Below are 22,112 nucleotides of genomic sequence, written 5' to 3' on the forward strand. Positions count from 1 at the left end.
ACTATATTGACAAACAAACTTTTACAAGCAATACAACTTTTGAAATCAAAAGTATGGGTTGATTTAACACATACTTTTGGTCCAAACTCTCCTCATTTCTTTATGTTTGATGATGCAAAATTTGAAACATTATTTTCCCATGATGATGGCTTCTTTGCACAACAATTCACTTTCCCTGGGCAATACGGAACACATATCGACCCACCGATCCATTTCGTGCGAGAAACACGCTATTTAGAGGAATTGGAGCTAAAAGAACTAGTACTCCCACTAATCGTTATTGATAAATCGAAGGAAGCAGAAATTAACAACGACTACACGTTAAGCGTTCGAGATATTCTTAACTTTGAAGCTGAATATGGAGAAATTGAAGATGGTACCTTCGTTGCGTTGCGTACAGATTGGAGTAAACGTTGGCCAGATAAAGAGGCTTTCAGCAACAAAGATAATGATGGCAATAATCATATTCCTGGTTGGGGATTAGAAGCGTTGCAATTTTTATTCAACGAACGAAAAGTAAGTGCAATCGGCCACGAAACTTTTGATACGGATTCAGCAACAGATTTTCGTAAAAACGGTAAGTTAGACGGCGAATATTTTGTGCTTGAGCAAGATACTTATCAAATTGAGCTTATGACAAATTTGGATAAGCTACCTCCAAAAGGGGCCGTTATATTCAATATTGTGCCGAAGCCGGAAAAAGCATCTGGATTCCCTGTCCGTTCATTTGCTATATTGCCTTAATATAGCAACAGGTCTGATTCAATAAATTTTGAACCAGACCTTTCTTAATCATTTATTTAGCGGGATTCCTTTTTTTAAAAACAACATAAACGATCAACATAATTATTATGAACAATACTATAGTATAAATGCTGTAGCGGGATAAAAACACCTCAACATAATGCCATTTGTCACCTAGTACATTACCTAAAGTAATAAACGTAAATGTCCATATAACTGCTCCCGCATACGCAAAGAAAGCAAATTTTTTATAAGGATAATTATTAATAGCCGCAATATATGCTGTAAGATGACGCACACCAGGAATAAAATATCCTATTAATAATAATCCCGGCCCTATTTTTGCAAATAAATTTTTAGTGAAATCAATTTTCTGCTCAGTAATATGAATTTTCGAACCGTATTTTTGCAATAAAGGTAGCCCGAATCTATAGCCTATATAGTAGCTCAAAGTAATCCCCCCTACCGCACCTACGATAGCGCTGATTAAAGCTGGGATGTGCGCGAGAGTTTCGCTATATACACTATACCCTACATATGTCAAAAATATCTCATCTGGAAGCGGCAGCCCAACAATACCTCCAACTAGGATAACAATGATGCCAAAATATCCGTAATGCTCAATAAGAGATTGCACGTGCTGTGCCATAAATCCATCCCACCTAAAGCATAGTAATTTTTATAGTTAGCTTTATCATAACTCAATGGAGACAACATTATGAGTGTTATAAATTCAATACAGTTTTCTCCATTAAATGATTTTTAACTCGCGAAGAGCATAATCAATACCATCTTCAGTTGATTTTTTTGTTACAAAATCAGCGATATTTTTTAATGCTTCACTACCGTTACCCATTGCAATACCGAAGCCGACCTGCTCTAGCATGTCGATATCATTATCTCCATCCCCAAAAGCAAGTGCTTCTTCAGGACTCAAGTCGAAATATGTTAGTACAGCTTGAACAGCAATAGACTTAGAAACATCATGCTGCAAAACATTTGTAATGTTAGGGTGCCACCTTTTAAATAATAAATGAGGAAATGCGGAGGCATACTTTTTCTCAACGTCCCCATCACCATATAAACACATTAAATACACCTCTTGTTTTACAATATCTTCATTAATAACGGGAAACTCTCGCAATGATAATGTTTCTCTCATAGCTTTTAATGTCTTTTCTTCTTGAACGTTATTCATTGATAATGTTTCTGTAAAAAACGATAGACTTTGTTTATTTTCATCAGCAAAAGCCTTTACTACTTGGACCACTTCTTTGGCAACCGGTATTTTATGTATGACTTGATCTTGGTGCTTAACATATGCACCATTAGCTGTAATAAACGTCTCTATTCCTACATTTCTTAAATCCTGGCACATTGATAAAGGTCTTCCTGTAGCAGCTACAATATGAATTCCATTATCCTTCAATTGTTAAATTGCGGTCCTTGTACTTTCTTGCATACGACCATCTTCATAATTAACAAGCGTTCCATCTACATCAAAGAATACAATTTTATAATCCATTGTTCGCTCCTTATCATTTTGTATATTTTCACCAGGTGCATGATGATAAATCTATAATAAAAAGACTAATTTTCACTACAGGCAAGCATTGAATGACTCCATCTGGTCAACAATAAGCTTATATTTTTCTAAATTAAGAAACATCTTTATATCGAAGTTGATTATAGGTAATATTGCATATACAATAACTTTAAAATATAATAGCTTTTTAATTAAATATATGTACGTATTTTGACAAACTAAAAAGAATGTATAACTTGCTTTAACTACACCGATAAACACTATTACGGGTACATACCTAAATTTCAAATAACTAAGAAAGTAATGAACATTTTTATTTTAATAATTCCAAAGGAGTATACCAAAGAACATAGAATTGTTAAAATAAAAGAAACTAAATTAAATACATTGAACGACATTGCCCTTCATATAAATAGAACAAAAGAAATATATCCACATTCCTCTCACTACCGTCAGAGGTAGTCTTCTACATAAAATTATTTGGGTGTAAAGGAGTTGATTCTTATGGCATTTAACATTTACTACTATGAAAGTAGTGTAGATTGTAAGTTTTGCAAAAAGCATTTTACTACATATAAAGTTCGCCCTAATCGATATAAAATTATCGAGGAACAAACAGACTTCATGCCAGTTTATGAAGGTTTAAACCCGTTATTGTATGAGGTTGCCGTTTGTCCGTATTGTGGCTACGCTTATCACAAATCTATGACAAGAACGTATGGACCTTTCATGCTTCTTATAGATGAGCTGTACATTAAAGAGCTACAAAAACCAATGGATATTTGCAAGGAACGTACGATTGATGATGCCATTGTAAGCCTTAAATTAGCCTATCTTGTATCAAGAGCATCAATGGAAGAGTCACTTCTTATGGCCAATTTTGCACTAAAAATAGCCTGGCTATATCGCTTAAAAAATGATCATGAATCGGAAATGCGTTACCTCTTTGCTGCAAGAGACTTTTACAGTAAATCTTTTGCATCCAATCAAGAGGGCAGCGAGAGAATTCAATATTTACATGCAGAATTAAGCCTTCGACTTGGAGATATTGCTGAGGCGAAAAAAGGATTCTCTCGATTAATTGCAGATCGACATGCTTCCAATAAATATCGAAAACTAGCACGAAATCGTTGGGAAAACTATAAATATGACGATCAACCTAACAACGTAAATGACAATATAGGGGAAGTCATCAATTAATGTAAACGGGGAGAGTAATAAATATGCTGCTATTTACTGCAAGGATTGATGTGAGAGAAGAAGATATTTTTTCGGAATTACATCATTTTTTACTAAGAAAAAATAATCGCTATTTAACGAACGATGAGGTAGTTGCATTAACTGGGGTTTCATCAGACCTACTTTTTAAATGGGTAAAAGCAGGAAAGTTAAAAAAATCGATTTTCCCTAATTTAGGCGCACCTTGTGAACGCTGTGGACAAATTACTCAGACAAAAATCTGTGTTAGCTGCTCATCAACCATTGTTAGTACATTAAAACAAGAGGAAAAGGATCGTGCTTGGTTCAATCAAATACAACGGAATCATCCTAGAGCTAGCACTTATCACTATAAATAAAAAAACATCTCTACAGTGTACTTACACTTTGGAGATGTTTTTTACCTTCCTCCGCTTGAATATTTCAAAACAAAGACATTTGACTAAATTTAAACAAAATTTAAACAAAATCCCATTTTACTTTAAACTTCACTATCTATAATTAGCCTTAACATATAACGAAGGACTGATAGAGAGTGACAAAAGGTAAGAAACGTAAGGTTTTATTATCATTAAGTATGGCACTAACAAGTTTTGTAGCATTCAACGGAATTTCAAATGCATCCGCGGCAGTTCCGGCGATAGAAGAACGTGTAGCTTTAGATAATAAATTAGAAGTTAAGGTAGCTCGCACATCTAATGAAACACTTCAAGAGTGGAAAAAGTGGACAAACGATCATGCTTACAGTTTAACGTCCATTCAGCCTGAATCTGTTGCTCAACAAAGCATTCCATCTAATAAATTTGAAGATTTAGAAATGCTAAAGCCTTTATTGCATGATAAGCGCATCGTTTTTTTAGGGGAAAGTTCACATGGCGCAGCAGAATTTAACCTAGCAAAAACACGTTTAATTCAATTTTTACACCAAGAAATGGGCTATAATGTCCTAGCCTTCGAAAGTGGTATGGGGAATGCCATGAATGCTCAAGGTCAAATCGACAAGCAAACAGCGAAACAAACGATGAGGGATTCTATTTTTGGTGTATGGTGGACAAAAGAAACACTACCGTTATTTGAATATACTAAAAAAACACAGAAAACAGATAAACCTTTAAAATTAGCAGGTTTTGATATTCAACAGCAAAATGCATTTACGAACGGTGACTGGCTACAAAATAGTCAGCTTGCGAAACAGTTCAGTGAAGTAGAGGAGCAACTTGTTGATTGGAGCTTCAGTAAGGATCTAAAAGGCTACCAAGGGGCGAAACCTAGCATTATCAAAGTGTATAAACAAGTAAAATCACAAGTACAGCTTAAAGAAAAAGAGTTACAAGCAGCTTATCCAAGCGAACCACATATTGTGAAACTTATGGAACGTACTTTGGCTGACCGTATCCGTTTAGCAGACGAATATGTAGAACTATCAATTCAATCAAATATTGATCTAGAAAATTATAACCCCGAGTCTTTTTATAAGACAATGGAATGGCGTGACCAAGCAATGATGGAAAACCTACTTTGGTTGGCGGAGGAGATTTATCCGACTGAAAAGTTTATCGTCTGGGCGCATAATGACCATATTCGTAAAGCACAATCCGAAGTAATGGGTTCTCCTTATCCGGTAAAATTGATGGGTGAACGTCTACCAGATATCTACAAGAAATATAGCTATGTACTTGGCCTTTATATGGCTAGTGGTGAAACCGCAAACAATATGGGTGAACCTATGGTCGTTTTACCTCCTGTAAAGGGTTCGATCGAGGATATTGTTTCATCTTCAAATAAACCGTACACATTTATCGACATGCGAAACCGTCAAAATGAGCGAGGCAACTCATGGATGTTTGAGCCACGTTTATCGTATAGCTGGGGAATGATTCAGGAAAGTCTTGTTCCACGTGACCAATACGATGGCCTTCTTCTGATTGATAAAGTAAGTAAACCAAATTATATTAAATAATATTATTAAAATAGCAAACTAGCCCAACCTACTAGTTTGCTATTTTTCTTTTATATTCAAGTATCCATCGACATGTTATCCCATTCTTCATTGCGATGCCCTATCATCCAGAACAAGCCCCTACGTCTTTCCATAACGATACTTTCATTCATCCCCGCAGGAGTTGGTCGTTCTTGTATACGATTATCTACACAAGCCCAATGATATCTGTAAATTTTATCGGCTTCATCCAAAAGCTCTTCCTGACTACGCATGACAGCTTGAAGATAAAATTGTTCAAACGTTTCACAGTTAGAAACAACTTGAATGGCATACTCGCAATCGCATACTTCATCAGGAAAATCAAGCTCTTCAACAAAGCCAAGTGCCCAAATAAGCGTCCAATACGCCTCGTATTGCCATGAAATATTAATGGCTTCTTCCACATCTGGTTCTAAAGCTTGTAAAAAGTTTCTTTCATTGTCAGTTAGATAGTTTTCCACTTTATATGTGCGTAACATATTAATGAAAAAGTCTCGTGATTCTTCCACATTTCCGCCTTGTGCCACATCACAAGCAAATTGAATAACAATTAACAAAGCTACAGCTCTTCTAGCAATGTCTTCTTCGGTTTTAAACTGACAAGCCTCTATTGTTGGGAGTTGAGGAAGGGAAGCTGTATATGGAATAGCTCTTTCCTTTAAATAAGCTATCGTTTTATTTTTTCTTTGCTCGCCTTCTTCTGATGCCATCTCTTGTTCCATTACTTTGCGTGTACACGCATGTGGTCTGAAATTGGAAGGTCCTGATTGCCCGTCAGGATAAACAATAACGGCCCCTTCATCGTCTAATAAAGTGCCATTCGGTAAAAAGCCAATCCCCCCTATTTTTGATAGCAGGTCCGTAAATAACAGCAACTGGTCTTCACTTATTTCTTTTTCTGATTCGACCGCAATCACTGTATTTAAAACAGATATTTGAGTCAACACTAATTCTTTTAAATAATCATCTTCAAAAGGAATGTTATTGTAATACCCCATCATCCCAGGAATATTATTAACGAAGTAGTCTGGATTCGTATCTTCAGACATGACTCTAACGATTAATTTATGTTTTTTAAACAGCGACTTGGACTTTAATAAATACTCGTTTTCATTTTTACCAATAGCAAAACCTTTTGCAAAAACATCTGAAATTTTAAACTCAATATCGTCAATGTTATTCTTAGATGCAAATATTGTGAAATAGTTCATTCTTCTCTCCCCTTTTATTCACCAACTATTTTTTGTACCTAGAGTTCATACTACGGATCAACAACCCTTTTTAATTTCTATCATAATTTTCGTTACATAATCCTCTTCACGATTTTTAATAACGGCGTCATAAATATATTCCTCATATACGTATTTCCCTAGTTCAAAGCCCCTTTCTCGCATGACCTTAAATAATCGCTCATATGATTCACCCAATGTAGTGGACGTCCCTACATGGTATCCAACAATAAAATCTCCTTCAATCGCTTCGAAATAAGGATGCCCTTCTCGCGGATGCGGCTGCTCTATATACAAGTAACTATAGTTATCATAGTTTCCGGCTAATATTTGCTCTCTTCTTGTAATCCCTCCAATGGGATAGCCTGTGTCTAATTGCGAGCGATCTAATTCATCAATAAAGTCTGAAACAGCCTTCGTAAACTGTTCCTCCGTCGAGTCCTCGATATTTTTGCTTAAATACAACGTTGCCTCTGGCAGATGTTCAATCGTAATACTATCAAAATCAAGGTGTAAGGCTTCTTTTGTTAAATCGATTTTGACATCAATAATGCTTTCAATCATCTCCAGCTCCATGCGTTTTTTCGCTACAATTTCCTTTTGCTGATACATCAAGTCTAGAAAATTTTCAGGTGATTTTTCTGCCATATATTTTTGAATATCTTTTAAAGACATGCCGACCGCCTTTAATAGCTCGATCACACTAAAAAATTCATATTGTGCAACAGAATAATAACGGTAGTCTTTACTATCTTTCATAATTGGTGATAATAAACCAATTTGGTCGTAGTAAATTAACGTTTGTTTATTGACCTTGCAAATTTTAGCAAACTCACCAGTTGTAAAATATTTTACATTTTTATTAAACATTTTTAAATTCTCCTCCTTGACTATATAGTAACTATATACATTAGATTGTAGCTATTCACAATTAATTATGCCACTGCATAATTGAGTCCGGAATCGGTTTGTGATTGCATAAAGATCCCTTTCCGATTTCCGTGACGGCTGCTGAAAGAAATTAAAAATAGAAAGGTTTTGAAATTATGTTCACGGAGATTCGTGACATTACAGCTTTAAACAAAGAGGAAGTATTAGCATTACGCATTGCTGATAATCAGCAAGATTTTATTGAAAGTACAGAACAATGCTTAGCGGAGGCAAAAGTAGATAAACGATTTATCCCTGTAGGATTGTATAAGGAAGATAACGCAGTCGGCTTCGCGATGTATGGCATGTTCCCACAAAAGGACAATTCACAACGTGTTTGGTTAGATCGCTATTTCATTGATGAGCGCTACCAGCACAAAGGATTGGGAAAATACTTTTTACAGCAGCTTATTCAATATTTAGTAGCTAAATACAGCTGTCAAAATATATATTTAAGCGTTTATGACAACAATACAGTAGCTATTCAGTTATATAAAAAGTTTGGCTTCGTCTTTAACGGTGAGCTAGATGATAAAGGTGAAAAGGTGATGGTAAAGGAGGTACATGCTCATGACTACCATTAATCCAATTGAAACAAGGCCGCTTAGGCCCTTGTTTTTATCATATTTATTCCCGGCTATGATTGGTATGTTGCTGATGTCAGTCAATATTTTAGTAGATGGTATTTTCGTTAGTCATGGAGTTGGACCAGCCGCTTTAGCAGGAGTAAATATCGCCGTACCAATTTTCTCGATTTTACTATCCATTTCCCTTTGGATTGGTATGGGTGGAGCAACACTATTTTCAATTTCCCTCGGTGAGGGCAATAAAAAACGAGCACATCAGCTCTTTACATTAGCGTTTACAACAATGATCGTTGTCGTCATGACACTGATTCTAATCCTTTTATTAAATTTAAAGGAAATCTCCTATATATTTGGGGCAAGTGACGCCACCTTCCCTTATGTTCAAGAGTATCTACATGTTATTTTGATTTTCGGTGTGTTCTATACAATTGAAAACTTACTAAGTATTTTTATTCGAAATGATGGCAATCCAAAGCTTGCGATGATGGGCTTAATCACTACATCTGTATTAAATATTATTTTAAACTACATCTTTATTTTCGTGCTTAATTACGGCGTAACTGGCTGTGCCCTAGCTACAGCACTCTCCACAATAATCGGTATGTCGGTGCTATGCCTACACTTCTTCCGAAAGCAATCCGAATTAAAATTTGTTCGTACATTTTTCAGCCTGACTGATTTAAAGAAAATATTCGCTATTGGACTACCGAGCTTTATCGTTGAAGCCTCCGTCGCTGTAATGGTTATTTTATATAATGTTACATTTTTACATTATTTAGGATCAGATGGCGTTACTGCTTATGCAATGGTTAACTATATCCATACTGTACTGTTAACAGTATTCCTCGGCATTGGTATGGCCCTACAGCCACTAGTTAGTTATCACCACGGTGCGAGGTTGATTGAGCGATTAACAGCATTATTGAAAATAGGTATTGCCACTGCATTTATTATAGGTTTAACGACTGTCATTATTGCTACATTATTCCCGTCTCAGCTAATTGCATTATTTGGTGATAGTACATTTGACATTCGCAATATGGCTTCGCAAGGCTTTGTACATTTTGCAATTGGGTATGCATTCCTTGGAGTGAACATGGTATTTGCAGAATTCTTCCAGTCAATTGAAAAAATACGTCTTGCCACAACCATCATGTTACTTCGCAGTATTCTATTATTTATCCCTGCTCTCGTACTATTGCCTAAATTCTTTGGCCCACAAGCTATTTGGTGGACATTCCCTGTCGCAGAAGGTATTACCGCATTGCTAATTTTTATATTTATGAAGAAAAAAACGCATACAATTTTTTCAGAAGCAAGTTCCTTAAAGACACAATAAACGAAGTATCCCCCCCTTCAATCGAAAGGGGGATATGTGTTCAATATTTCTCTTTCACTTAAATGAGGACAAATTCAAAAAGGACCGAATTTGTCTCTTTTCTTTATTATTCATGTAAATATTTGATGAAAGTCATTTCTTTAACGTGTAGTTAATCTCTGTTCCGACTTGGCGCTTTCCTAGGAACGCTGGCGAGATACCACTAAAGCAAGGATCAAGACTAATGGCTCTTTTTTAATTCCATATATTCATCACGTAAAATACTCATAATAATTTCATCTGAATATTTACCGTTCATATATAAGGATTGCCTTAAAGTTCCTACCTTTTCGTACGATTTTATTCCCCGAATATTATGGGAGTATACTTGTAACTCTAAACGATTAAGCTGAAGCTCCTCGAACGAAAATTTTTGAACAAGCTGAACCGCTTCAGCCCCATATCCCTTGCCACAATCTTCTATCCTATGTAAAGCTATGCGAAATATTGCCTTTTTATCGTCTAAGTCTATTTCCATAATAGCTAAATCACCAACAACTCGGCTATTTTCTACTAAGCAAATAGCAAAATCACGGCGTGTAGAATCTTCGCAAAATCGATTCAAAGCCTCTCTAATCTGATCCTTCGTTAAAATGTTACGTGTACCTGTCATATACATAATTTCTTCATCTTGAAAACAATCGTAGATACTATCTACATCTTCTTCAGTAATTGGTCTTAAAAATACACTTTGCCCTGTAATCATAAATTATCCTCCCCCTTTAACTATATTGAACAAGATTTCTAGCGGAAAGAATATGCCTAGTTCGATTAAGAAACGTACTAGACATACAAAAAGCACTAACATATCTGGTGCTAGTGCTTAAACAAATTACTTTGTATATATAATTTTCTTAATCGTTTCTACAGCTAAATGATATTCCTTAGTTAATTGTTCAATAGAAACTCCATTCGTAAACGCTTCTTTTATAGACTTATTCCTATTCTCAATATATTTCTTTGAGCCTGAACGAGCACCCCACTCTAAATACGTGTTTTCTATTTTAGGAATATAAATCGTTTCACCTTGAACATATTTTTGGATTTCTATTAAAAGCTCCTTCGGTAATATTGCTGAAGCCTTCTTATAAGCCATTTATGCCAACCCCTCAATTTTATTTTGAAATGAATAAAATAAGGTAGCAAAGCTAATTTTATAAGAAATACTTCAAGGAAAATATTGAAATTCACCCCATGCAAAGTATTGCCATATCAAAATTAGGCTTTGCATGGGGTGCTTCCGTATCTAGCAACTTAACATAATTACTCACATCTATCCCCCCTAACTTGTGTCATAGTTCATTTTATCATATGTATATATTTTCAATTAATAAAACAAAAAGGAATCAGACACACTGATTCCTTTTTCGAAACTTTATTCAATTTATTTGTCCACTTGGGTTTCCATTATCTTTTGCCGTCCATCCTCTGAGGAAGTAACTCCTAGAATATCGAGAAGGAACATGAATAATGGAATACCAATAATTAATCCCCAAACACCAAGGAAATGCTCTGAGAAGAGAATGACGATGAATGTATAGAAAATTGGAAGATTTGTCTTGGCAGACATCAGCTTTGGATTTAAGAAGTATGCCTCCATAGCATGTAGTACCATAACGATCATCAAAATATAAACAATGTACATTGGTCCACCGATACTATATGCAATTATAGTGAGAGGAATCAAGGACATAATGACCCCTGCAACTGGCACTAATCCTAGTATAAAGAGCATAATTCCCAATGCAATTAAATGCGGGAAGCCCATAATGTATAAAGCAATAACAGATAAAACACAGTTTACAGCGGCAATAATGAACTGCGCTTCAATAACTTTACCGAAAGAACGAATGAAGATCTTCGAAAAATAATGTAGTTCATCGTACAGATAACTCATTTTACTATCTTTAAATTTCGCTGTAAAATCTATAATCCGCTTCTTCTCAAGTAAAATAAACAAGCTTAAAATTAGTGCAATGAATATGTGCAAAATAATTTTACCAATATTCGTTAGATTTTTTAGCGTGAGGTCTACACCCTGCTCTAAATATTTACCCAGTTCAATCTTCTCAAAGGTTGGAGCTAAATACCTTGCAATCTCGTTATCATCTGGATCGAGACTAAAGCTAGCTATAAGGTCAAAGAGCTGTGTAATTTGTTGGGTTACGACAGGCAAATACTTGTAGATAATTGCAACAATACCTGCGACAAGTAAAAGATAAAGGGTAACTGTCACAGCCTTTTCATTCATTGGTGTGTATTTTCTAATCTCTTTTGTTGTCTTCGTAGTCAGTTGATTCATCAAGTAAGTAATAATGAACGTGAGAAGAATAAGATTGATCATACTTCGCATCAAATATAGTGCAATAGCGATACCAACAAGAATTATAAAACGTTTAAATCCGTGGCTTCGAAAGAAATTACTCATGTATTCACTCCTTCTACAAAACGGCTTCGCTGCCTTTACTGCCTGGGTTTCGCTATCAAATGAACATAAGCAATTAATAAATTGATGTAAAACATTACGTATCATTCTTATGTATATGCCCCCTTCTTTGGATTATTATTCCCATCATCACTTAGAAAAAGACTTACTTGCATGCCACTTTATAAGTCTTATAAGAAATAAATAAATCCATGGAGCGAAAAGAATTATATGTCTTATCAAATTGTAAATTAATGACCATACTTTTGTATTTTATTGAAAGCTGTATCAGCGTTATAAGCCTTAATTCTATTATTCTATTATACCCCTTTGAACACCATCATAGCTAATGTAACTACTTTTATGAAGAGAATCAATTATGCTCCGGCACAATTGCGTTCATTCCTATCAAGAGCAGATTTTGGCATTGCTCCTTAGTTTCAGTATGATATTCTTATTAAAATTTTAAACTGTTAATAATAGAAAAGTTGGAATTTGTGAAAGTTCCATAAACCTCGAAGGATATTCATAACCAATTACTCCTTATGAACATCAATTTACAGTAACGAGTCCATAAAATATCTGGACAAGATGGGGCTGTACCTGAAGAGCCATTAGCTCAAATGAAGTTAGCATAGAAATAGCCTAAAAGAGCCTTGAAAGTGCACAGACGGAACTTCAAGATTTAACGAAGATAGTCTTTTTATTTATTTCGGGAAATTAATACGGTACAAGAAAAGCAAAAAATTATAAACGACTTTCTTGGCTATGCCTTCTGCGAAATCGATGCCTGGGCATATAAGGGAGTTTAACTTATACATATGTTGTGATTCACAAGGATGTGCCCAGATCTGCATTAAATTTAGTTTAAAAAAACACCTCTTTAGAGCTAAAGAGGTGTTTATCTCATTTATAGATTTTCATTTTCAGAGCCCATTTTAGCGTGCTTATATCCATAGCCTATGTAAATAACTAAACCTATCGCTAACCAAATCATAAAGCGCACTATAGTAAATAACGGTAGACTAAATATTAATATAATACATCCTCCAACCCCTACAGTTGCTACAAGCCATAACGCAGGTACTTTGAATATACGCGGTTGATCTGGTCGTGTATAACGAAGAACAACGACACTAACTGTTGTTAAAGCAAAAGCAGTTAAACCTCCGATATTAGCAAATTCCGCCAATTCCCCGATTGATAAAAATCCCGATAAGAGAATACCTATTCCAACTACAATTAAAGTTGATAATACAGGTACCCCTGTTTTTTTATTTGTTTGTGCAATACGTTCTGGCAGAAGCCCATCACGACTCATTGCAAACAACACGCGCGTCGCACTAGTTGTATTTGCAATCATCGTAGCAAGCAATCCAAAAATAACTGATACTGCGATGATAGCACCTCCCCATTGAATACCAACAGATTGTAGTGCATACACTGTAGGATTTGGAACATCCAATTCAGGGAATGGTACAATACCTGTTAATACTAGCGCAACTAATGCATAAATAAGCGTTAATACACTCAGACCACCAATTAAAGCTTTTGGTATTGTTTTTTGTGGATTTTTTACTTCTTCCATAACAGTTGTTACACCATCAAATCCAGTAAAGGCAAAGAACACTAACGCAGCTCCCGCCATTACACCTGACCAGCCAAACGGTGTAAATGGTGTCCAGTTTATAGGGTTAATGTGAAAGGCCCCGATAGCAAGGAATAAAACAATCGCGCCGACTTTTGCCATTGTAAATAACATATTTGATCGACCAACATTTTTAATCCCGCTCATAGCAATCCAAGCTACAATAAGCCAACCAACCACAGCTGGTAGATTGACCACCCCACCATGAGCAATATCTTTTGTTAAGGCTCCCGGTAAGTGGATACCGATAGATTGTAAAAATGAATCGACGTAGCCACTCCAACCAACTGCGACCGTGCTAGAAATAACGATGAATTCCAGTAATAAGTCCCAACCAATCATCCAGGCAATAATTTCACCTAGCGCTATATAAGAATAGGTATAAGCGCTACCTGCAACGGGCGCCATCGCAGCGAATTCGACATAGGCTAATCCAACTGCAATTGTTACAAGACCCCCAATTAAGAAAGAAACTACGACACCTGGACCTGCATGAAGAGCAGCTGTAGTTCCTGGCAGTACAAAAATTCCAGCTCCTATTGTAGCCCCTAGCACATACAGCAGTAACTGCAACGACCCTAATTCACGCTTCAGTTTAAAACGTTCGACTTCAGTTATTTTATTGGCTTGCTCAATTGACTTTCTTCGAAAAAAATTCGCCATAATAACCACTCCATTTCCAATAAACAGCTGATAAATATCATTTTTATGCATTTTTACTAATAATCAGTATATTATATATATTTTTAAATCGAGTCAACAATTAGATTATTATAGCAATTTATCTTTTACTAGAAAACGAGTTAATCGACGCATTCTTTTATATCAAACTTTTGTAATACTATTTTACTGGAATTGTGACGTTAGCAGATGTCTCAACTTCCATATACGGTGTCTCTAAAATATGAATAATTGGTTTTCCCACATTCGTCTGATAGGATACTAGAAATTTATTTGGTCCAATTGCATGAGCATACTCTATGATTAGGCTTTCACCCGATTCCGACTTAACATCAAGAGATATTAGATTATTATTATAAGGGAAATCACTATCGACATAGAAAGACAGCGTAGCTTTCTGACCCTTATTTGTCACTTCTGTGATAACAAGATCCCCCATCTCCCCTTGTGAAATTCGTTGCGGTAATGTATCAGCAAGTGGGACAATTAGATCTTTACGTTCCATATCAAATGAGGAGAAATAATAAGCTATCTTTATATCAGTAATATTTTTATTTAAAGGTTCTGTTAAGTACGTATAAGTTGTACTTTTGTCATCCCCACTTCCTGATTGGTGCAATACTTTCAGTGGAGCTCCGTTTTGGTCCATTATAGTAGCATTTAAAACCCCAGCCTCTTCGGAAATCAATTTATCCGAGGTAGCATCAAATTTCACCTTTATCTTTGTCGATGTTGTTGAAGCCTCCACACTTTCTACACCAAATGAGATGCCATTAACTTTTCCTGATTGACCAGCTACTAATTTATGACTATCATTTTTTACTTTTTTTATAGGTGTAGAGAATACCCATTCCCCTTTTGTTGATCCTACTTGTAAAAATTTTAACGTTAAATCAAATTCATCGGGTAATTCTTCGTCGATAGGAAATTCCCATAAACCGCGAAATCCATCTTGATCTTCTAAAACCCGTAAACTTTCACCCGTATTGAGTTCTCTCCCATTAACATACAAAAAGCCTGGTGTGATATCCATATATTCTGGCATTGAAAAGATCACATTCAAACGTGCGCCATCATATACGATCTCCTCTACTGTAATGGCTATACCGTTACTAGTTACCGTTTTATTTAACTTCACCTTATTGTCATCAGAAAGCGCCTTTTGTAGCCCTTCATCCTGTTCTACGATATTATACATAAAGCCAATAAGCGGCATATCTGCTAGCACATTTGCCATTTGAGGAGAGATAAAACCAGAACCTAAAATCAAAACTACACTTGCTACAATAGAAACAATTGCAGTTCTCCAACCTTTTTTGCTTTTTTTCATTTCTGAGCGCATTCCTTTTTCAATAGCTTGATCAAGTTTCTCTAATGGTACGTCAATGTTATTTATAGCTTCTTTAATATTGCTCTCCATAAAGTTCACCCTCCTTGTTTAGAAATTTTTTTAGCTGCTGAATGCCTCTATGCACATTTGTTTTGACTGTCCCCTCTGGACAACCTAATAAATCTGCAATTTCTTTTATTTGCAAATCTCGATAGTATCTCAATAAGATAACGGTTTTATATTTTTCGTCTAATTGTTCAATGGCTTGCAATAAATCTAGCTTTTCATCGTTAGTTAAACTTTGCTCGTGCTCCGGCTGTTGTTCAAGCAACGGAACAATCTTTTCATTTTTTCGTAGCATCTCTAATGCTGTATTAATTAAAATTCTCATTAGCCAAGTGGCGAAATACTGCTCTTCTTTCACTGTATGGATATTGGCATACGCCCTTGTTATTGTCTCCTGCACTACATCTAATGCATCGTTTTCATTTTTCATATAAATATAGGCCATCTTATATAGCTTTAATTTTTCTCCCTGTAACAGCTCTATAAACGCTTGGTCATTCCCCTTTTTCGCCTTTGACAATAATGACTTCGCTTTCAATTTTTTCACCATCCTTTCGTGTTTCTATATGTTAGATGTTGTAAATATGTAAATCGTTTCAATAAAATAAAAAAAACGGGCAAAAAAAACCCTCCTCTAGTAAGCATATCTAAAGGAGGATTAAGATAACTACAGTCATTCCCCACCCTAGTAAATCAATAGTAAAGATGATATTGTACAAGCTATCTAGAAGCAAGGAGAGGACAAAATGGATTCCTATGAAGTATCAACATTAAAAAAGGGCCTTTTGATTTTAGATATATTACGTCAGAAGCATTCTCTTACATTAACTGAAATTATGGAAGAATTATCAATAAATAAGACGTCTGTTTTTCGCATGCTTTATACGCTAGAAAAAATGAATTATGTTCTTAAATATAATAAGTATTATCAATTAAATCCTCATATTTTTAGGGATGAGCACTTATATTGGCACAAAGATATCCAGTGGGCGTCTCTCGTGGCGCCATACCAATTAGCCCGCCAAGAAGAAATAACTACTTATATTGGTATTTTGGAAGATTGCGAGATGGTAATAAAAAATGTGATTAGTGAGCCTTTTGAACAGCCTGCTTTTCATGCGATCGATACTCGAACACCTATGCACTCAAGCGCGTTAGGAAAAGTAGTGTTAGCTCATCTGTCACCTAAAAAACAACGTGAACTATTAAATAGTATTGAACTTAATACCTTTACAACAAAAACCTTCTATGATTATGGTCTTTTGATTCCTCATTTACAGGTCATTAAATCTCAAGGATATGCTGTTGATAATGAAGAAACGAATGAAGGTAAATGTTGTATTGCCGTTCCCATTTATGTGAATGAAGAAGTTATCGGGGCAATTGCTTTCCACGGTTCGACGAATCAAATTAAGAAAACTGCCATTCGGTCGTATGCAAAAAAGTTAAGCGATGCAAGTCAGCAATTGACCGAAGAACTTCATTATCTTTTAGCATAATGTTAAGACCTTTGATTGGTCCTTTTTTGCAATTAAAATGCACTTGTTTCTATATATGAAACGATAACAACGCACACTGGTAAAAAACATCCTTTTTACTCTATTCTGATTACAGAACAACGAGGAGGTAGGAATATGAAGTTTCATACTTTAAAAAAGACAAATATCAAGATTTCCGAAATTGGTCTTGGGACGAATGCTGTAGGTGGGCATAACTTATTTGAAAACTTAAATGAACAAGATGGGGAGGAACTAGTCTCAGCTGCACTTGACTTAGGGATCACTTTTATTGATACAGCAGACATTTACGGAAAAGGGCGTTCAGAAGAAATTGTTGGCGAAGTATTAAGAAATTACTCCAGGGATGAGTTCGTTTTAGCAACAAAAGGAGGTAGACATTGGTTTGAGGATGGTTCAGTAAAAACAGATAATCATCCGCAATATCTACGTGGGGCATTTGAAAATAGCTTGAAGCGGTTACAAATGGATTACGTAGATCTTTACTACCTACACTTCCCGGATAACGAAACTCCTCTTGCGGAGTCGATTGGTGAATTGTCACGCTTAAAAGAAGAAGGAAAGATCCGAGCAATAGGCATTTCAAACGTAACATTAGAACAGCTTATAGAAGCAAATGTGCATAATGATATTTCTGTCCTACAATCTCCTTACAATATGTTAAATCGTTCAGGAGAGCAGGATTTATTGCCATACTGTATAAAAAATGAAATTTCTTTTATTCCTTACGGTCCACTTGCATATGGCCTACTTGGTGGAAAGTATACAAAAGACTTTAAGCTAGGTAAAGGTGACTGGCGAACTTCAGACCCTTTATTCCAAGGCAAATTATTTGAACAAACATTAGTAAAAATAGAAGCATTAAAAGGAATTGCAGAGGAAAAGAAAACGACATTACCAAATTTAGCGCTTGCTTGGTTATTAGCTCAAGATGGCGTTGATGCAGTTATCCCAGGCGGGAAACATAAAAAACAAGTGGCCAACAATGTGAAAGCAACGGATGTCCTATTAACAAACGAAGATTTAGTGAATATAGAGCGTATTTTAAAATAATTTTAGAACGAAAAAATGCGAAAATGCTGTTATACCAACATTTTCGCATTTTATTTTAATCAGGACGTTCTATCTCAAATATATCCCCAATTTTTGCGTAATTTGAGCCGGCAAGTCTGCTAACTGCTTTTAGTTTTCTTGGATCAATTCGTCCTTCATTATAAATGGTCTCATCTATATGGAATTGTACGACTTCACCAATAAACAAATCACCTGTCTGTTCGTCACCATTCATTAAAGGAATCGACTGTACTAAACGGCATTCCATTCGAACTTTCGCCTCTTGAATACCTGGTATAGATATCAATTGGCTATCGATTAATGTAAATTGTGCCCGATCAATTTCACTTTCAGTCACAGGTAAGGATGCGGCTGTTTCATTCACCTGCTTAACATTATCCTCATCTACAATATGCACAACAAATTGTTGATGATGATGAATATGGCGAGCGGTATCTTTTATGCGCCCATTTGGTCTTTGAACAGCTAGAGAAATCATCGGCGGATTGGATGACACGATATTAAAAAAACTAAAAGGCGCGCCATTGATGACCCCTTGCTCTGACTTCGTCGTAACAAAGGCAATAGGTCTCGGAATAATACTGCCAATCAATAACTTATAGTTCTCGCGCTCTGTATTTTTCTTAGGATCAATTGAAATCAAACGTCCCATCTCCTTTAATCAAGTGCACGCACTTCGATTGGAATTAATGTTCTTTCCAATTGTTCACGATGCTGTTCGTATTGAGATGGTAACATTAATTGGCTACCCATTGTCTCAGGTGTCTCATCATGAGCGAATCCTGGTGGATCTGTCGCAATTTCAAATAAAATCTCACCGGGTTCGCGGAAATAAATCGCATTAAAATAATTACGATCTTTCACTTCGGTTACATGTTGTCCATGATTCATTACGTGCTCTTGCCATTCTAGGTGATCCACATTATCCTGTGCTCTCCAGGCAATATGATGAACTGTTCCAACGCCCATTTGACCGCGCATACCAGGAACAACTTTTAAATCCACTATATTGCCAATATCTGCGCTGGATTTGTAACGAGTATACTCGCCTTCTGTTACTACTTTTTCAAGACCCATAACTTCAGTTAATACTTTTGCTGTCTCTTCTGAGTGACTTGAATACAGTGTTGCACCGCCAAATCCTTTAATGGCAACCTCAGGAGTTACTTCACCAAATGTCCATTCATTCAATTCGCCTTCTGCACGTGCCACCAATTCAATATGAAGTCCGTGTGGATCATCAAATTGTAATACTTGTTCACCAAAGCGTTCAGCTTTTTGGAATGGAATAGTGAATTTCGCAAGACGATTAACCCAAAATGGTAGCGCTCCTTCTGGTACAACATAAGTAGTTACGCCAACTTGGCCATCACCAATACGTCCTTGATAAGCATTTGCCCATGGAAAGAATGTAATAATTGTACCAGGTTTACCACCTTTGTTACCGAAGTAAAGATGGTATGTGCCAGGATCATCGAAGTTTACCGTTTGTTTAACTAAACGCAAGCCTAGTACACCAGCATAAAAATCAATATTTTCTTGTGGATGCCCTACAATGGCTGTGATATGGTGAATACCCGCAGTATGTTTTTTCATGTTAACAAGCCCCTTCATGACTAAATGTATTTTCTCACCTATACTTTACCCAATATCGTTCTACCTCAATCTTTGAACATGATTATTAACGAATTGTATATAAAGCTTTTGACCAAGGAATTAATTGGTCTAACATTTGGTTAACAGAATCTGTTTGCACTTCTTTTGGTTTAAAATCAGTACCATTTTCAAAGTCTGTGAATAGTGACAATGCTGGATGTACTCGTACATCTGCAATTAAAAGTTCACCCATAATACCACGTAAATGTTCAGCTGCTCGTGCACCACCTACAGAACCATAAGAAACAATACCCGCAGCTTTGTTGTTCCATTCTTCACGTAAATAATCTAGCGCATTTTTTAGAGCACCTGTAATAGAGTGATTGTACTCTTGTACGATGAATACAAATCCATCTTGTTTTGCAATGATTTCTGACCAAGCTTGAGCGCCTGAAGCATCTTGCCCTGGTTCACCTAGTAAAGGTAATTTGTAATCTGCAATATCAATAACTGTATAATTAGCATCGCCTCGTTGATCTGCGATTTCTTTTACCCATTGTGCTACTTGTGGACTTACACGACCTTCACGTGTTGATCCGATAATAATTCCGATATTTAATTCTGCCATTGTTTTTTCCTCCTCTTTTTTTGAAGCAAATAATTTATTTAAAAAACCCATTATGATTACCTCCTTATGATGAAAAGTAAAACTTTACTTTCTACATGGATTAAAAGGTTCGAATTCGTTTATCTTGAATTTATTTATCTTGAATTCGAGATAATAATAACACGATGGTTTAATTTACGTCAACATGTTTGTTTAATGTTTTAAAAAAAGCAGAAATGTTATAAGGTTACAACATCTCTGCATTAATATGGCTCACCACTATAACGAGTCGTTGATTTCCGTTCCTACTGGGCGCTTTGTTGCTGACGCTCCGCTTTCGCACAGTTAAAACATTTGTTGCTGACGCTTCGCTTTCGCGCAGAGCAGAGCTTCCTGGGGGCGTCCGAAGAGCCGCTTGGGGCAACAGGATGTTGGTCACACACAGGATGTGATGCTTTTAGCCTTAGTTCCTCTATCGCTGATCCCCAAGGAATCACCCAGTCTCCACTCCAATCAACTTATTTTACATCACATATACCATCCCAATTTTTGATGAGTAGCTTTAAATTCAAAAATAAACAAAGGTGGATTTCCATCAGGAAAAACACTTTCACTCCCTAGCTTTTTCTTAAATTCTCATAAACTAGTGATTTTAGATAGCTATATTGAATATCGATTGTATCTTGAAAAGCCTCTTCCCTATTTGAACGAACATCCTGATATTCGAGATTGTAGGGAAATTGTTCTTGTGTAAAATCCATTCTTTCCCCATCGAGAATATTATAAAAATGCCAGCCTTCATCAAGCCACGTTTTATAAATTTCGCCTCCAAGGATATCATTTACAACTAATGCAGTGACTCCGCATTGGCCTTTTGCAGGATTATCTAAAGTCCATTTTGAGCTAGATTGAATGGACCAGGATTTTTTTAAAGCTTTTAACAGATCATTTTCTGTATACATTCCTTAACGTCCTTTTCTACCTATAGTTTTAATATGGTATGTCATCGATTTTAATTGGCGTAGTTCTACCTAAAATCCAATCATCTTTGATTGCACCATATACAATACTATCTGTTACAGTGCCATCTGCGTTTTCCCAAGCATTTCTTAAATAGCCCTCTTTTACAAAACCAGCTTTCGCAAAACATTTTCTCATACCAATATTATCAACCCTCGTATAACCCTCGATACGAATCTTATCCTTTTTTCCAAACAGGTAATTTTGTAACCAAAGGAGGGTTTTTACTCCGTATCCTTTTCCTCTATAACGCGTATCTAAACGGATATCGAATAACGGAATCGTATCACTTATGTCATGAATGATAATAATCCCGACCTTTTCTTCATTATCAATTATCCAATGCGTTTCGCGATCATTGTGATAGTATCCTTCCGCATATACTTTTCTAACGGATTCCTCTTTTAAATTTTGGTCGGTATGATACATCCACTTATTTTGAGTTAATAGTTCCACTAAATCTTCAATTTCATTTCCTAATAGTTTATAGTCCATTCATATTATCCTCCAATGAATAAAAATGGGCTCATCACCA

22 protein-coding genes and 1 pseudogene are annotated in these 22,112 nt (G+C 35.9%); 8 read left to right on the top strand and 15 right to left on the bottom strand.

Features of this window, described 5'->3' with window-relative positions:
* Positions 1-6: 6 nt before the first annotated feature.
* On the top strand, positions 7-744 hold the full coding sequence (locus AC3WSO_RS22920) for a cyclase family protein (RefSeq protein WP_492533928.1): 738 nt from the start codon (positions 7-9) through the stop codon (positions 742-744).
* 52 nt (positions 745-796) lie between these two features.
* Here AC3WSO_RS22920 and AC3WSO_RS22925 read toward each other — a convergent pair whose 3' ends face one another.
* Both AC3WSO_RS22925 and AC3WSO_RS22930 read right to left on the bottom strand, forming a co-directional pair.
* Positions 797-1,393: a DedA family protein gene (locus AC3WSO_RS22925; protein WP_492533929.1), complete on the bottom strand. Its 597-nt coding sequence runs from the start codon at positions 1,391-1,393 to the stop codon at positions 797-799.
* A gap of 102 nt (positions 1,394-1,495) precedes the next feature.
* Positions 1,496-2,269, bottom strand: a pseudogene (locus AC3WSO_RS22930) (Cof-type HAD-IIB family hydrolase).
* A 525-nt stretch (positions 2,270-2,794) separates the two neighbouring features.
* Here AC3WSO_RS22930 and AC3WSO_RS22935 point away from each other — a divergent pair.
* The 3 genes from AC3WSO_RS22935 (at position 2,795) to AC3WSO_RS22945 (ending at position 5,468) form a co-directional block, all read left to right on the top strand.
* Complete coding sequence (locus tag AC3WSO_RS22935; protein ID WP_492533930.1) at positions 2,795-3,490, top strand: DUF2225 domain-containing protein; 696 nt, start codon at positions 2,795-2,797, stop codon at positions 3,488-3,490.
* A gap of 23 nt (positions 3,491-3,513) precedes the next feature.
* Positions 3,514-3,867, top strand: coding sequence for a hypothetical protein (locus AC3WSO_RS22940; protein ID WP_492533932.1), 354 nt, complete (start codon positions 3,514-3,516; stop codon positions 3,865-3,867).
* Between the two features lie 218 nt (positions 3,868-4,085).
* Positions 4,086-5,468: an erythromycin esterase family protein gene (locus tag AC3WSO_RS22945; protein ID WP_492534470.1), complete on the top strand. Its 1,383-nt coding sequence runs from the start codon at positions 4,086-4,088 to the stop codon at positions 5,466-5,468.
* A gap of 56 nt (positions 5,469-5,524) precedes the next feature.
* On the opposite strand, the gene AC3WSO_RS22950 is transcribed toward AC3WSO_RS22945, so the two are convergent.
* Together AC3WSO_RS22950 and AC3WSO_RS22955 are read right to left on the bottom strand one after the other, a co-directional pair.
* On the bottom strand, positions 5,525-6,700 hold the full coding sequence (locus tag AC3WSO_RS22950) for a DUF4272 domain-containing protein (protein WP_492533933.1): 1,176 nt from the start codon (positions 6,698-6,700) through the stop codon (positions 5,525-5,527).
* Between the two features lie 57 nt (positions 6,701-6,757).
* Positions 6,758-7,588 (bottom strand): MerR family transcriptional regulator, encoded by an 831-nt coding sequence (locus tag AC3WSO_RS22955; RefSeq protein WP_492533935.1) that lies wholly within the window; start codon positions 7,586-7,588, stop codon positions 6,758-6,760.
* A gap of 176 nt (positions 7,589-7,764) precedes the next feature.
* Here AC3WSO_RS22955 and AC3WSO_RS22960 point away from each other — a divergent pair, with 176 nt between their 5' ends.
* Both AC3WSO_RS22960 and AC3WSO_RS22965 read left to right on the top strand, forming a co-directional pair.
* Positions 7,765-8,232: a GNAT family N-acetyltransferase gene (locus AC3WSO_RS22960; protein ID WP_492533937.1), complete on the top strand. Its 468-nt coding sequence runs from the start codon at positions 7,765-7,767 to the stop codon at positions 8,230-8,232.
* Positions 8,219-9,574 (top strand): MATE family efflux transporter, encoded by a 1,356-nt coding sequence (locus AC3WSO_RS22965; protein ID WP_492533938.1) that lies wholly within the window; start codon positions 8,219-8,221, stop codon positions 9,572-9,574. Before AC3WSO_RS22960 ends, AC3WSO_RS22965 begins: the two co-directional genes overlap by 14 nt.
* Positions 9,575-9,794: 220 nt before the next feature.
* Here the strand turns inward: AC3WSO_RS22965 and AC3WSO_RS22970 are convergent, their stop codons facing one another.
* From AC3WSO_RS22970 to AC3WSO_RS22995, 6 genes are all read right to left on the bottom strand, one after another.
* On the bottom strand, positions 9,795-10,319 hold the full coding sequence (locus AC3WSO_RS22970) for a GNAT family N-acetyltransferase (protein WP_492533940.1): 525 nt from the start codon (positions 10,317-10,319) through the stop codon (positions 9,795-9,797).
* A gap of 126 nt (positions 10,320-10,445) precedes the next feature.
* On the bottom strand, positions 10,446-10,709 hold the full coding sequence (locus AC3WSO_RS22975) for a CD3324 family protein (protein ID WP_492533941.1): 264 nt from the start codon (positions 10,707-10,709) through the stop codon (positions 10,446-10,448).
* 288 nt (positions 10,710-10,997) lie between these two features.
* Positions 10,998-12,041, bottom strand: coding sequence for an AI-2E family transporter (locus AC3WSO_RS22980; protein ID WP_492533943.1), 1,044 nt, complete (start codon positions 12,039-12,041; stop codon positions 10,998-11,000).
* Between the two features lie 907 nt (positions 12,042-12,948).
* A complete protein-coding gene (locus AC3WSO_RS22985; RefSeq protein WP_492533944.1) occupies positions 12,949-14,349 on the bottom strand; it encodes an amino acid permease in 1,401 nt (466 codons plus the stop codon).
* A gap of 178 nt (positions 14,350-14,527) precedes the next feature.
* Positions 14,528-15,787: a DUF4179 domain-containing protein gene (locus tag AC3WSO_RS22990; RefSeq protein WP_492533945.1), complete on the bottom strand. Its 1,260-nt coding sequence runs from the start codon at positions 15,785-15,787 to the stop codon at positions 14,528-14,530.
* Positions 15,771-16,301 carry a sigma-70 family RNA polymerase sigma factor gene (locus AC3WSO_RS22995; RefSeq protein WP_492533947.1) on the bottom strand — a complete coding sequence of 177 codons (531 nt, stop codon included), beginning with the start codon at positions 16,299-16,301 and terminating at the stop codon, positions 15,771-15,773. The genes AC3WSO_RS22990 and AC3WSO_RS22995 overlap by 17 nt, the downstream gene beginning before the upstream one ends.
* A gap of 208 nt (positions 16,302-16,509) precedes the next feature.
* Here AC3WSO_RS22995 and AC3WSO_RS23000 point away from each other — a divergent pair, with 208 nt between their 5' ends.
* Positions 16,510-17,262, top strand: a complete 753-nt coding sequence (locus AC3WSO_RS23000; RefSeq protein ID WP_492533949.1) for an IclR family transcriptional regulator — start codon at positions 16,510-16,512, stop codon at positions 17,260-17,262.
* 135 nt (positions 17,263-17,397) lie between these two features.
* Positions 17,398-18,333 carry an aldo/keto reductase gene (locus tag AC3WSO_RS23005; RefSeq protein ID WP_492533950.1) on the top strand — a complete coding sequence of 312 codons (936 nt, stop codon included), beginning with the start codon at positions 17,398-17,400 and terminating at the stop codon, positions 18,331-18,333.
* A 55-nt stretch (positions 18,334-18,388) separates the two neighbouring features.
* On the opposite strand, the gene AC3WSO_RS23010 is transcribed toward AC3WSO_RS23005, so the two are convergent.
* From AC3WSO_RS23010 to AC3WSO_RS23030, 5 genes are all read right to left on the bottom strand, one after another.
* Entirely contained in the window at positions 18,389-18,997 is a 609-nt protein-coding gene (locus AC3WSO_RS23010; RefSeq protein WP_492533952.1) for a flavin reductase family protein, read from the bottom strand.
* A gap of 14 nt (positions 18,998-19,011) precedes the next feature.
* A complete protein-coding gene (locus AC3WSO_RS23015) occupies positions 19,012-19,950 on the bottom strand; it encodes a ring-cleaving dioxygenase (protein WP_492533954.1) in 939 nt (312 codons plus the stop codon).
* Between the two features lie 85 nt (positions 19,951-20,035).
* Positions 20,036-20,629: an NADPH-dependent FMN reductase gene (locus AC3WSO_RS23020; protein WP_386828594.1), complete on the bottom strand. Its 594-nt coding sequence runs from the start codon at positions 20,627-20,629 to the stop codon at positions 20,036-20,038.
* A gap of 545 nt (positions 20,630-21,174) precedes the next feature.
* Positions 21,175-21,519: a YunG family protein gene (locus tag AC3WSO_RS23025; RefSeq protein WP_492533956.1), complete on the bottom strand. Its 345-nt coding sequence runs from the start codon at positions 21,517-21,519 to the stop codon at positions 21,175-21,177.
* A gap of 28 nt (positions 21,520-21,547) precedes the next feature.
* A complete protein-coding gene (locus AC3WSO_RS23030) occupies positions 21,548-22,072 on the bottom strand; it encodes a GNAT family N-acetyltransferase (protein WP_492533957.1) in 525 nt (174 codons plus the stop codon).
* Positions 22,073-22,112: the final 40 nt, after the last annotated feature.

It is taken from the genome of Lysinibacillus sp. EB106-09-02-XG168 (genome assembly GCF_058791475.1).

Excerpts from the sequence above, each read along its gene's own strand:
- AC3WSO_RS22925 (WP_492533929.1), bottom strand. The coding sequence starts at position 1,393 with ATGGCACAGCACGTGCAATCTCTTATTGAGCATTACGGATATTTTGGC.
- AC3WSO_RS22935 (WP_492533930.1), top strand. The coding sequence starts at position 2,795 with ATGGCATTTAACATTTACTACTATGAAAGTAGTGTAGATTGTAAGTTT.
- AC3WSO_RS22940 (WP_492533932.1), top strand. The coding sequence starts at position 3,514 with ATGCTGCTATTTACTGCAAGGATTGATGTGAGAGAAGAAGATATTTTT.
- AC3WSO_RS22945 (WP_492534470.1), top strand. The coding sequence starts at position 4,086 with ATGGCACTAACAAGTTTTGTAGCATTCAACGGAATTTCAAATGCATCC.
- AC3WSO_RS22950 (WP_492533933.1), bottom strand. The coding sequence starts at position 6,700 with ATGAACTATTTCACAATATTTGCATCTAAGAATAACATTGACGATATT.
- AC3WSO_RS22955 (WP_492533935.1), bottom strand. The coding sequence starts at position 7,588 with ATGTTTAATAAAAATGTAAAATATTTTACAACTGGTGAGTTTGCTAAA.
- AC3WSO_RS22960 (WP_492533937.1), top strand. The coding sequence starts at position 7,765 with ATGTTCACGGAGATTCGTGACATTACAGCTTTAAACAAAGAGGAAGTA.
- AC3WSO_RS22965 (WP_492533938.1), top strand. The coding sequence starts at position 8,219 with ATGACTACCATTAATCCAATTGAAACAAGGCCGCTTAGGCCCTTGTTT.
- AC3WSO_RS22970 (WP_492533940.1), bottom strand. The coding sequence starts at position 10,319 with ATGATTACAGGGCAAAGTGTATTTTTAAGACCAATTACTGAAGAAGAT.
- AC3WSO_RS22975 (WP_492533941.1), bottom strand. The coding sequence starts at position 10,709 with ATGGCTTATAAGAAGGCTTCAGCAATATTACCGAAGGAGCTTTTAATA.
- AC3WSO_RS22980 (WP_492533943.1), bottom strand. The coding sequence starts at position 12,041 with ATGAGTAATTTCTTTCGAAGCCACGGATTTAAACGTTTTATAATTCTT.
- AC3WSO_RS22985 (WP_492533944.1), bottom strand. The coding sequence starts at position 14,349 with ATGGCGAATTTTTTTCGAAGAAAGTCAATTGAGCAAGCCAATAAAATA.
- AC3WSO_RS22990 (WP_492533945.1), bottom strand. The coding sequence starts at position 15,787 with ATGGAGAGCAATATTAAAGAAGCTATAAATAACATTGACGTACCATTA.
- AC3WSO_RS23000 (WP_492533949.1), top strand. The coding sequence starts at position 16,510 with ATGGATTCCTATGAAGTATCAACATTAAAAAAGGGCCTTTTGATTTTA.
- AC3WSO_RS23005 (WP_492533950.1), top strand. The coding sequence starts at position 17,398 with ATGAAGTTTCATACTTTAAAAAAGACAAATATCAAGATTTCCGAAATT.
- AC3WSO_RS23015 (WP_492533954.1), bottom strand. The coding sequence starts at position 19,950 with ATGAAAAAACATACTGCGGGTATTCACCATATCACAGCCATTGTAGGG.
- AC3WSO_RS23020 (WP_386828594.1), bottom strand. The coding sequence starts at position 20,629 with ATGGGTTTTTTAAATAAATTATTTGCTTCAAAAAAAGAGGAGGAAAAA.
- AC3WSO_RS23025 (WP_492533956.1), bottom strand. The coding sequence starts at position 21,519 with ATGTATACAGAAAATGATCTGTTAAAAGCTTTAAAAAAATCCTGGTCC.
- AC3WSO_RS23030 (WP_492533957.1), bottom strand. The coding sequence starts at position 22,072 with ATGGACTATAAACTATTAGGAAATGAAATTGAAGATTTAGTGGAACTA.